11 protein-coding genes are annotated in these 11,563 nt (G+C 47.8%); 5 read left to right on the top strand and 6 right to left on the bottom strand.

The genetic code is table 11. The features are described 5' to 3' along the window. Positions 1–5 precede the first annotated feature (5 nt). From NO352_RS24515 to NO352_RS24505, 3 genes are all read left to right on the top strand, one after another. On the top strand, positions 6–590 hold the full coding sequence (locus tag NO352_RS24515; RefSeq protein ID WP_163974339.1) for a fatty acid metabolism transcriptional regulator FadR: 585 nt from the start codon (positions 6–8) through the stop codon (positions 588–590). Between the two features lie 231 nt (positions 591–821). Continuing rightward, positions 822–1,580 (top strand): electron transfer flavoprotein subunit beta/FixA family protein, encoded by a 759-nt coding sequence (locus tag NO352_RS24510; RefSeq protein WP_289356980.1) that lies wholly within the window; start codon positions 822–824, stop codon positions 1,578–1,580. Positions 1,581–1,636: 56 nt separating this feature from the next. Continuing rightward, positions 1,637–2,617 carry an electron transfer flavoprotein subunit alpha/FixB family protein gene (locus NO352_RS24505; protein WP_005543279.1) on the top strand — a complete coding sequence of 327 codons (981 nt, stop codon included), beginning with the start codon at positions 1,637–1,639 and terminating at the stop codon, positions 2,615–2,617. A 228-nt stretch (positions 2,618–2,845) separates the two neighbouring features. Here NO352_RS24505 and NO352_RS24500 read toward each other — a convergent pair whose 3' ends face one another. Then, positions 2,846–3,169 carry a hypothetical protein gene (locus NO352_RS24500; RefSeq protein WP_289356979.1) on the bottom strand — a complete coding sequence of 108 codons (324 nt, stop codon included), beginning with the start codon at positions 3,167–3,169 and terminating at the stop codon, positions 2,846–2,848. A 339-nt stretch (positions 3,170–3,508) separates the two neighbouring features. Here NO352_RS24500 and NO352_RS24495 point away from each other — a divergent pair, with 339 nt between their 5' ends. Together NO352_RS24495 and NO352_RS24490 are read left to right on the top strand one after the other, a co-directional pair. Next, a complete protein-coding gene (locus NO352_RS24495; protein ID WP_289356978.1) occupies positions 3,509–4,495 on the top strand; it encodes a hypothetical protein in 987 nt (328 codons plus the stop codon). Between the two features lie 30 nt (positions 4,496–4,525). Further along, positions 4,526–5,599, top strand: a complete 1,074-nt coding sequence (locus NO352_RS24490; RefSeq protein ID WP_289356977.1) for a hypothetical protein — start codon at positions 4,526–4,528, stop codon at positions 5,597–5,599. Between the two features lie 127 nt (positions 5,600–5,726). Here the strand turns inward: NO352_RS24490 and NO352_RS24485 are convergent, their stop codons facing one another. Genes NO352_RS24485 through NO352_RS24465 form a run of 5 tightly spaced genes read right to left on the bottom strand, consistent with a single transcriptional unit; the run spans position 5,727 to position 11,537 of the window. After that, positions 5,727–6,668, bottom strand: a complete 942-nt coding sequence (locus NO352_RS24485) for an SGNH/GDSL hydrolase family protein (protein WP_289356976.1) — start codon at positions 6,666–6,668, stop codon at positions 5,727–5,729. Next, positions 6,661–8,049 carry a nucleotide sugar dehydrogenase gene (locus NO352_RS24480; RefSeq protein WP_412071047.1) on the bottom strand — a complete coding sequence of 463 codons (1,389 nt, stop codon included), beginning with the start codon at positions 8,047–8,049 and terminating at the stop codon, positions 6,661–6,663. Before NO352_RS24480 ends, NO352_RS24485 begins: the two co-directional genes overlap by 8 nt. A 39-nt stretch (positions 8,050–8,088) precedes the next feature. Beyond that, complete coding sequence (locus NO352_RS24475; RefSeq protein ID WP_268598947.1) at positions 8,089–8,895, bottom strand: response regulator; 807 nt, start codon at positions 8,893–8,895, stop codon at positions 8,089–8,091. 28 nt (positions 8,896–8,923) lie between these two features. Beyond that, positions 8,924–10,312, bottom strand: a complete 1,389-nt coding sequence (locus tag NO352_RS24470; RefSeq protein WP_268621290.1) for a glycosyltransferase family 2 protein — start codon at positions 10,310–10,312, stop codon at positions 8,924–8,926. A gap of 31 nt (positions 10,313–10,343) precedes the next feature. Continuing rightward, the gene (locus tag NO352_RS24465) at positions 10,344–11,537 is read right to left on the bottom strand and encodes a HEAT repeat domain-containing protein (protein WP_005543288.1); all 1,194 of its coding nucleotides are present in this window, start codon (positions 11,535–11,537) and stop codon (positions 10,344–10,346) included. Positions 11,538–11,563 lie beyond the last annotated feature (26 nt).

The following is an 11,563-nucleotide window of genomic DNA, read 5'->3' as shown; positions in this document are numbered from 1 at the left end:
ATTCCATGACAAGTCAGAAAAAAGAAAAATATTCCCAAATCCTCGAGGCAGCGGTCAAAGTATTTGCAGAACACGGGTTTCACCGATCACAAGTTTCTAAAATTGCGAAAACAGCTGGGGTCGCTGATGGTACGATCTACCTGTATTTCAAACGAAAGGAGGATATTCTGATTTCGTTGTTTCGCGAGAAGCTTGGAGAGATGATCGCCAAATTTCACGCAAGCCTCGAAACCACGACCGGAGCCAAGGATGCGCTGCGCAATGTATGCCAAATCCATTTTACCGTGCTGGAAAACAATCCGGATTTAGCGTTCGTCACGCAAATCGAGCTGAGACAAAGTTCTCTTGAGCTGCGGAAGGAAATCGGAAAAATTATTAAGCCCTATATTGTACTTATTGAGCGTATTATAAAGCAGGGCATTGAAGAAAAAGTGTTTCGCGACGATCTTGACGTCAAGCTTACCCGCCTGCTTATTTTCGGTTCCATGGATGAAGTTGTGACGTCATGGCTCATTTCTGGACAGAAGTATTCCCTGGTCGGGCAGCTTGATGGCACAATAACATTTTTTCTAAAGGGGCTTGAGCCTTAGCTCTCTCCCCTTGATTTTCCGATTGCGCAGCCTGTCTTAGGTTAGACTTTTGTTCTGCCAAGCCTCGTCTTGGTTTCCTTATCGTTTGATCGCCATAAAGGAAATGGACATCGATGTTGTCAATTCCCCTTCTAGAGCTGCAGTTCTTCCAAATTTCCTGCATGGCAGTCCACTTGTTCAACAAGTCCGCTTTAGATTACAAGCCAAATAAAGCGAAAGGGGCAATGAACGATGAATATCATCGTATTAGTCAAGCAGACATTCGATACGGAGGAAAAAATCATCATCGAAGAAGGCAAGATCGCAGAAGACGGAGTCAAATTCGTCCTCAATCCCTATGATGAGTATGCGGTCGAGCAAGCGATCCGCATTCGCGATGACCTTGGAGGCAAGGTTATTGTCGCCTCTGTAGGCCCGGAGCGTGCTTCCGAGGCGCTACGCACGGCACTCGCCATGGGCGCTGACGAAGCCATACTGATCAACGACGAGCGAATCGGCAGCGATGAGCATGCCGTAGCGCAAGCTCTGCACGCATTTGTCGGAACGGAATCCTACGATCTCGTTCTTGGCGGCAACTTTTCCGTGGACAACGGTTCCGGCCAAGTGGCCGTCAGACTTGCGAAGCTGCTCGGCATTCCGCATGTATCGTCGATTACGAATCTGGAGATCGCAGATGGCCGTGCTGTCTGCACTCGGGACGCTGAAGGGGATGCAGAGGTGGTAGAGGTGCCGCTCCCGGCGCTGTTCACCGCTCAACAAGGGCTGAATGATCCGCGCTATCCTTCGCTTCAGGGCATTATGAAGGCGAAGAAGAAGCCTTTCCGTGAGCTCACGCTCGATGACTTCGGCGTAAAAGTCGAAGCTCGCACAGCCCAAACAGAGCTATTCCTTCCTCCGCAGCGTCAAGCAGGCAAGCTGATTTCCGGAGAGCCGGCGGATCAAGTCCGGGAGCTGTTCCGACTGCTTCGAACGGAAGCTAAGGTCATATAGTTCTGCATCGAATGCAACGAATCCGGTAAGTTCATATTCCAAGGAGGCGTATTGATATGTCCAGAACGATTCTTGTCGTAGCCGAAGCGAAGGGCGGCAATCTTCGCCAAGTGTCCTACGAAGCGATTGGGGCGGCCCGTATAGCTGCAGGCGATGGGGGCTCTGTAGCCGCTGTGATCATCGGCGCAGATGCAGCCCGCTATTCCAACGACTTGGCAGCCTACGGCGTTGATCATATTTATACTGTTGAGCATACCGCACTCATTCATTATCATCCGGAAGCTTATTTTGCTGCGCTGCAGGCTGTTGTGCAGGCAGCGAACCCGGACGGCGTGTTTTTCGGCCACACCGCATGGGGCAAGGATCTGGCACCGCAGTTGGCAGCTTCCCTGCATGGCGGGCAGATTTCCGATGTAATCGCAATCGAAGCAGACAGTAGCGGCAACGTATTATTTACGCGTCCGATCTATGCAGGCAAAGCCATGGAAAAGAAGAAGTTCCTAGCCGCACCGTGGATAGTTACCATTCGACCAAACAACATTCAGCCTCCAGCAGCAGAAGCTGGCCGCACCGTGCCTGTAACAGCTATTGCTTACCCGGAACCGCCGCTTACGGCCATTGTTCGCGAGGTCGTGCAAAATACGGTCGGGAAAATGGATTTGAGCGAAGCGAAAATCATTATTTCCGGCGGACGGGGCGTTCGCAGCGCCGATGGCTTCAAGCCGCTTGAGGAGCTGGCCTCTCTACTGGGCGGTGCTGTTGGCGCTTCCCGCGGAGCATGCGATGCAGGTTATTGCGACTACGCCTTGCAAATCGGACAGACGGGCAAGGTCGTCACGCCAGAGCTGTACATCGCCTGCGGCATTAGCGGTGCCATTCAGCATTTGGCGGGAATGAGCCAATCACGCGTCATTATCGCGATCAACAAGGATCCAGAAGCGCCTATCTTCCAGATTGCCGATTACGGCATCGTAGGCGACCTGTTCGAAATCGTGCCGCTTCTAACCGAGCAATTCAAGCAAGCGCTGCAAGCTTAACATAAAAGCTGTAAGCAGGGCATTCCGATTGCTTAAGACGATCGGAATGCTCTTTTTTACGCAAAATGCCTGATTAACCATCCCCCAAGCTCCATCTCCATAGAATTTATTCAGTTCATTCAACTTTAACTACCTATATAAATGTGTATATAAACGTCCATCACCGCATGCAGCGAAGATGCAAAAAGCCCCAATACCTCATGGTAATCAGGGCTTCTACTGACTTATTTATTTGCGGTCCGGATTTCCGAAGAACATTTCATCTGCCAACGCTGTCTGAACGCGTGATTCTTCCTCGTTCAGCTTGCGGACTAACTCCATTTCAACCTTGGTCACTTCATCCCCTTGGAAATTGATTTCCGCGATCGAAGCAACAATCTTCACGATAGCTACGGCCACATTATCCGGCGTGTACGCAATGACCTTCTGTCCTGTCGGAAACACTCGAAAGCCCTGCTTCGTCATTTTGCCTCGCCCGTACTCCAGCAGCTCATTTAGCTCCTGCTCTGTCTTAAATTTGCATACCGAATTGAACTCTGTTTGAAATCCCATGTTATCCGCTCCTTTGCCTGTAAAGTTTGAAAATAAAAGTGATTGCACAACCTAATATGCACTACATCCCCCAGAGAAGACGGAGATAAAGTCAGTCTTAATTCCGGGGGTTTATTATTTCGAAAGCCCCCTCCAAAAAGGATATATTTAGACTGCTGATGAGGCAAGACAAAAGTTAGAACTAGAATATCGGAACAGTCCGCAGCACAACACCTTCTAAGACTAAATAATAGTGATGATGTCACAAATGAGCGGATTGATATTGTTATATATTGTAGGCGATAGTAGGTGATACACCAGTGGTACACAATGAGAATATGAAACATAGGAGGATTTTGTATGAATTTAAAGAAAGTCATTCTAGCATCCCTGATCGTTTCTAGTATGTTGGCCACATTGGCCGGCCCAATTCCTGCCGGAGCGGAGGCAGCGCAAGAGAATCAGCAAGAGCAGCAATCCGATAATAAGAAGGTTCCCATCGATAAGAAGTTGGCTCCCAAGCTGCAAAAAGCGGTAAATCAATATGCGGGGAAAGAGGTTAAGCTTAAGGATACCGGTGAACATATCAATAACAATGAGAGTTTGGTCACGGTTCAATCTGCAGATGGAAATTACGGTGTTGGCTTTGATCCCAAAAGAGGAAATATATGGTTTGTTTCCAACAAGACGACAATCGACAAAGTCGACAAAAAATTTCAAGACGAAGCTTTAAAAGAGTTAAAGAACGCCTATTCAAAGAAGAAATACGTATTTAACAAAGACGTTACACAGTCACGATCCTACGATAATAGCAAGGGCAAATTTGGAGATTATATGTTTTATGAGTTTTCCGGGAAGGATTTTACTGTTTCAGTAAATGCTAATATTTCAGAAGGTTATGTCATCCCCGTTGCGAGAATCGATATTGACAAAAAAGAACTTGATCTGAATTTGCTGAAATCGGCAACGGAAGCGATCAAAACGGCGTTCGATCATCAATTCGACGTGACGAAGGCGCAGATTGAGCAACGTACGTGGGTGCTTGAGGACGACAAAGTGACGGTTTACATGGAGAAGGGGAAAGCAATCAGCCTGATCAATAAACAAGGCAATCAGGTCACGACGAACAAAGAGATGACAGAAAAAGAAGCCAAAGAAGCGGTCGCCCCGCTCGCGAAGAAATTATTCAATATCGACATTACGGGATATGAAGTGAAATGGGACAGCTTATTTAAAGATTACCGCTTCATCGAAAAAAATGATGTTACGGCGGTGAGAGCGGCATTGGATGCCGAGAAAAACGTCGTGTATATAAAGTCCGGGAGCAGAGCGGCCGCAGGGAATTAAAAACACAAACAGATGCATAGGAGGATGATCATGTTTATGAAAAAAGCTATCATCGCAACATTGGTCGTATCCGGCATGCTAGCCGCATTGGGAGGATCGATTCCTGTCGAAGCCGCGGCTGCACAGGAACAGAAGCAACCGGAGAAGGTGAAAGTTCAAATCGACAAGAAGATGGCCGACAAGCTGAAAAAAGCAATGAAGGAATTGGCAGGCAAAGAGGTCAAGATGCAGGATGTTGGCGAGAGCTACTCCGGTTCGGGTGGGAGTGCAACAATCCGATCTGTGGATGACAAATATTCAATTGACTTTAATCCGAAAACAGGTGGAATATGGTGGGGTTTTGCAAAAATCTCGATCGATGAAGTCAGTAAGGAGGATCGGAATAAAGTCCTTCAAAGATTAAAAGAGCTGTATCCAAACAAAACCTATGTGTTGAGTAATGAAGTGGAAATGCAACGACGATATGATGACAAGCAGGCTAAATTTGTAGATACGAGATATGTTTTCACAGAGGAAGACTTTTATATCTCGCTCTATAAACCAGGTGCTGGATCTAAAGCAAATGATCAACTCAATGGGTACTCGATTACAGTTGATGCCAAAAAACTTGATCCAAAATGGACAAAAGCAGCAGCAGAAATCGTGAAAACAGCCTTCAATCATGAATTGAAAGAAGTGACGGAGGCAACACTCAGACATGGTAATTATGACTATAAAAAAGTGCTGGCCATACCGAAGTGGGTATTGCAAGGTGACGGTATTTACGTTGAAATAGACACAAAGTCAGGAAAGGCGATAGAAGTCATTCACAAATCGCGTCTAAAGGAAAAGGTAACGACCGACAAGGAGATTACGGCAAAAGTTGCAAAAGAAGTGATTGCTCCACTGGCCCAAAAGGTGCTGGGTGTCGATATTAGCGGATGTGAAGTGGAGTGGGATAACAGACTGAAAGAGTACCGCTTCCACAATGACTATACGGACAAAAAGGACGGAAAGGTAGTTGCAACGAAGCTGAGAGCTGCATTGGATGCTGACAAAAACGCAGTGTATCTGGTGGGTGGGGAGCACGCGATACACGGTTCGATGGAGACGATGGTGAAGTAGACGTTACAACCTTTTTACCTTACACAGTAACGAGACGGTACGAGCCTGTGGATGCAGATCCACAGGCTCGTTACGTTTTCGATAATATGAAGGTTTTACTGCCGTTTATTGAATCGCGAGCAGCTCTTTACTTCACTCGGTCATACCACACGCGCAAATGATGAACCGCTGCTCCTGCGAAGGAGGAGTGGCTTGCGCCCAGTTCCTTCACATCGCGCAGTTGCTCCTCGAAATAGTCCAGCGGCTTGCCGTGGAAGGACAAGTAGCCTCCTTCATTGGTCTTGCCCAGTTCAAGACCAATAATAATCGGCTTGCCAAGCTCGTCCGCCTGTGAGAGCAGCTTTTTGGCCGAATCATAGATTGAATCGGAGTTGTCCCGGTACGCCATAATCGTCAAGGAGTCGAACTGCTCCAGCATCCAACTGCTCACCTTGCCGTTCCCAGTCGGCATGTCCACACGAGGCAGCCAGAAAGGTACATCAGCGGCCATGTACAGACCAGCCCTTCTCCCCTCCTGCAGCCACGTCTCCATGTTGTCGATCCAGCTTCGGACGATACGTGCTTCATCTTGCTTCCACTCTGGCAGCAAATACGGCTCTACGTCCAGGTGAATGCCGGCAAAACGCTCCTCTGCCGCAACCTGCCGGTTGTAATCATTTACCCACTGAATGAAAGATTCCCCTTCTTCTTCATGCCGTTCCTTCGCCCATTCCGGCGCACCGTTCAATGCATGAACGTCAATTCCGGCTTCATGCGCCTTGCGAATGAACGAACGATACGTATCCGAGCCTACAGTGGAACTAGTTTGCAAATAGATCAGATTCACATGATTCGAGCGGCAGAATGAGACGATTTCCTCCCCTGAATCACGTATCCACTCTGTGTCCCAAAGCCATGTTGCCTTCGTTTTCCCCGCTTCAGAGGATCGAAACGTTAAAAGGATTAGTATTCCCACACAACAGCATAGCAGCAGTGCGATCAGCATCCTCCGTGAACGGAACGCTTGGCGCGGAATACTCAGCTTACGTTCTGCTTGTGCGCGAAACGATTTTTTGTCTGTTTTAGACAAAAGCCGCTGCCTCTTCTACTTCTCTAACAATCTCCTGCTCTCTTACAATCTCCTGCTCTGTATGCCCAAGCTTATGAATGTTCGGGCGTTGAATACCTTTGAACGCATTGCGCGTATCCAGAATCGGAATATTCAAATCCGCGAGCTGTTTGTAATCGAACGATTGATGGTTCGTAATCAGCACCATGCAGTCATATGTTTGGAACGTCGGCAAATCATAATCGATCGTATTCACCGTCTTGCCGGCCTTGTCCTTGAAGTGTGTCGCATGCGGATCATAATAATCGACCTTGGCGCCGCTCGCCTTAAACAGCTCATAGATTTCAAGCCCCGGGGATTCGCGCAAATCGTCAATATTCGGCTTATAGGCCATGCCCAAAATTAAAATTTTCGAATTTTTAATCGACTTCGAGCTTTGATTCAAAATACGCGATGTTTTCTCCATCACATGGTACGGCATATTGGCATTGGTTGCCTGAGCGATATCGATAAACTTGCTGTAGAAACGATACCCCTTCGCCTTCCAGGATAAATACATCGGATCAAGCGGAATGCAGTGGCCTCCAATACCCGGTCCTGGATAGAACGGCATAAAGCCGAACGGCTTCGTTGCTGCAGCGTCGATCACCTCCCAAATGTCGATGCACATCCGATCGCACATCATCGCCATCTCGTTAATGAAGGCAATATTTACGCTGCGGAATGTATTTTCCAACAGCTTTGACATTTCCGCCACCTTCGTTGAGGATACGGGTACAACACTTTCCACAATATTTCCATACAGTGCAGTTCCCAGCTTGAGGCATACTGGCGTTGTTCCGCCAATTACCTTCGGCGTGTTAAACGTATTAAATTTCGGGTTGGACGGATCCACACGCTCCGGAGAGAAGCAGAGGAAGAAGTCCTCTCCTGTCCGGTATCCTAAAGAGGCTTCGATTTCATGTTGAATCAGCTCCTCTGTCGTGCCTGGATACGTTGTACTTTCCAGTGTGATCAGCAGGCCCTTCCGCATATATTTCTTAATTTGTTCCACAACGCGTGTAATATAGGAGGTGTCCGGATCTTGATTCTCACTAAGCGGTGTCGGCACACAAATACTGACTGCATTCAGCAACTGAATATGACTGAATTCGCTCGTAACGAACAATCGACCTGTGTTCATGCACTGTGTCAACGTGTCATCGCTTATATCCTTAATATAGGAATGTCCGTTATGGATACTCTCAATCTTGCGTGAATCAACGTCAATTCCGACAACCTGGAAGCCTTGCTTGCACATTTCAATGGCAAGTGGCAGGCCGACATAGCCTAACCCGATGACTCCGACTACAGAAGTTTTGTGTTCAATTGCGTGTTGTAAATTTGCAGCATACATGTTCACAGTTGTTCACCCTTCCATCCACTAGTTAATTGTATATAGTTATGACAAACAGCGGCTAAGCCGTTCATCAAGTTCTACCGGCGAAAATGGTTTTGTAATATAATCGCTGACGCCCTGCTCGAAGCAGTAATCAATCGTCTTCCCTACCCGCTGTTCGGACAAAATCACGATCTTCGGCTGCTTCTCCAAATTCATCTTCTGAATGTGCGAAATGAACGGCAGACCGTTTATTCCATATAAATTCAACTCCGTTAAGATTAAGTCGAATTGCCCTCCATCAATGAGATTCAGCGCCGTCAAAGCATCTTCTGCCTCGTGCACCTCGTAGCCCTGCATCGTCAACCATATATTCAAGAACTCTCTTACACTAGCATCATGATCCACGACCAGAATCCGCTTCGCAGCTTCGAGTTCAAGTTGATCATGGAGAATCCGAATATGGGAGGAGTCTGTAGCCGGCCACTCGTTCCAGCGACCAAGAATAATGTCCTCTGCCTCCTGAGAATCCGCCACTGCTGCAACCGCACATACAATTGGCGTTCCTGCCAATTGCTCTTCTACCATGCTCTTCAGTACAAGCGCATAGTAGTGGGTCTGATCCAGCGTCGCGCGCGGCAGCATTACAGCAATGACTTGCTGGGCATCGGCAATCATTAGCTCGAATGGGATCTGCTCTCTCTCCAGCGCAGAGCGGAGCTCCTTCTCCCACGTCTTGCCGAGCGGATTCGCATGGATGAAAATAATGCCTACGTCATGTCCGGGATAGCTCATCACCAGATGATTTACGGTTTGCTTAAATGTCGGTACAAATCCAAATTCCGCATTTCGTTCCACCAATTGCAGCATGTGCCGTTTCCACCTTTCCCATCGCCTGTTAGGCGGTTTTCGTTTGTTCTCCTTCTTCCTTCCAGCTTTGGCGCGTCATGGCGCCCCAAGAATTGTTCTTCTGGAAAAATTGAATATGTCCTTGAATGCGCCACAGGCTGCCGAGCTGCCGGTATCCGAAGAACATCAGCACGCTGAACACAAGCATACGCACGAGATCACTGATGCGCGGATATCGCTTGAACGCAATCTCCTCCAACAGAAGTGAGCCTACAGCCAACAGTAAACCTGATAAGAAGTTTATTAGCATAAATATCAAGACAATTTCCCAATGGGTCATGTCATACAGCGCATAACCGATCAGGGACATCAATCCCGTCACTTTAAAATAAGGATTGAGCGCTTCAAAAATAATCGTGTATGGCATCGACAGAAGTCCAAATACCTTATATTTCGGCCTGAACGTCATATCATAGTTTTCGATCATGTTCTTCAAATTGCCTCGACCCCAACGCTTCCGCTGGTTTGATAGGATATGATACGTATCGGGCGCTTGGGTCCAGCAGACTGCCTCCGGACAGAAGGCAATTTTATAAGGCAATTTATTTTCCAGCATATAGCGGTGAAGCTTGATAATGATGTTCATGTCCTCGCCGGGATACCCATCTCGGTACCCGCCAACCTTGATTACGTAATCCTTGCGGAACAGCCCGAATGCCCCCGATACAATAATGAGTCCATTGAGCGCACTCCAGCCGATCCGCCCCCCAAGGAACGCCTTCAAATACTCCAGCGTTTGAAACATTGGCCACCATTTCTTCGGCAAACGAACTTCCTTCACCGTTCCATTTTCGATCGTGCATCCGTTGGCAATGCGCACATTGCCCCCAATCGCTACATATTGTTCCGGATCGGACATATACATGGTCGTCATTTGAATCAAAGAATCTTTCTCCAACAGCGAATCCGCATCAATTGAAGAAATAAGCGGATAATGCGAGAAGTTAATCCCTGCATTCAAGGAATCCGCTTTGCCCCCATTCGCCTTATCAATGACGTACAGGAACGGATATTCCGGATTATGATAAACCGCGTTAATCTTCGTGCAGTTCACGGCGTACCGAATAGACAGGTTATCCATCCGATATAAGCCAAACTCTTCAATCAGCACGTTCAAGGTCTCATCATTGGAGCCGTCATTAATGACAATGACCTCGTATGTCGGATAATTAAGTGTCATTAACGACTTCACATTTTCAATAATAGTCAGCTCTTCATTATAGGCAGGCACGAGCAGCGAGACAGGAGGAACATGCTCCGATCCCGCTATCGTTCCGCTTAGTGCGTATCGCTTCCTGCGAACGATCGAGAATATATTTTTAAAAGAGAACAGCATAATGCCGAAATAAATACTATTAACGACGATGACATAATACATGGCGAACAGACCATATATGAGAAGCAAATCTCTAAGCAGAATAATCGCCTCCTACACTTCGGAATATCGGTGCGGCCGCTGCCTTGCCGAAATACTGTTCATACAGCATCCGCTTTGTCGCTTGGCTCGCCTTCTGCTTGCGTCGCTTGGCAAAATAGTGCTCGCGCAGCAGCTCCTCGTGGATGCGGTCTTTGGCCATATCCGATTTGTAAGGGTCGTCTTTTTCGAGCGCCGCCTCACACAATGCCCGGAAGCCCTCATCCCCCATCGTAGCTAAGCTCTTCGAACTGTAGTAACGAACCCACCAGTTGGTGTCGGTCAACGCTTCCTTCAGAATGACAATACTAACAACATGGTGGTATGTACCGAGCGACTCCGCAACCGCCGCCCGAACCTCCCATTCCGGATCCTTGAACCAACTGCATAATCTATCTTTCGTCAGTACGCTGCCAGTACGAACGAGCAGTTTAATTGCCAAGGAACGAATATCCTTATCTTTGTTGTCCGCAAGCTTGAGCAGCGCCGGTGAAAGCTCCGGTCCCGCATGCCCGCGCAATGCAAGCAGAACCGTTTTGACCAAACAATTATTGTTATCACCTAAGCATTTGACAAGAAGCGGAGTAACATCTATAGATGATTCCTCCAATATTTCAGCGGCAAACAGCTCATTATGCTGCTCGCGACCCGCAAGCTCACGCAGCATCACTTCCAAGGAAGTTGCATCGTCCGCACATTTGGCTATCGCCCGGGCAATGACACGCACCAGTTCAGCCGCCTTCTCTTGTCTTAGCAGTTCCAGCAGCTGTGGTACCGCTTGGGGCGATCTCATGCCTCCCAAGCGGAAGGCTGCTTGCATTTGCTTCGCGTAGAACATACTGTTCAGTTTCTTCAAATCTGCTTGAACGAGCCCCATATCCTCACACAGCCTCGTCAGCTTTTCCCGCTGCTTTCCACGGAATCTCTCTATCCATTCCATCAGTTTGTCCTGGATGACCCTAGCCTCCAATTGAGTTACCGCCCCCTTCGGCGGCTGGAAGGAGCCTTCGTCCCCAATATGGCGCTGCAAATAAATGAAATAGGGTTTGAATTTCTTCATAATCGCGTCCTGTTGCTGCATCAGACGTATATTCCTAGCTTTCATGATGAGCAGTATGAATACGCCGACACTAATAAGGCCAAGGCAAACGTAGATGAAAGATACAGCAAAGTCCAACTTGGTATACATGTAACGTGTGCCTCCTTTGTTTCACG

This window comes from Paenibacillus sp. S-12 (assembly GCF_030363895.1).
In the GTDB taxonomy this organism is placed as follows: Bacteria; Bacillota; Bacilli; order Paenibacillales; family Paenibacillaceae; genus Paenibacillus_B; species Paenibacillus_B alvei.
The sequence above is the reverse complement of the archived record's forward strand: the minus strand, read 5'-3'. Positions and strand labels throughout refer to the sequence as shown.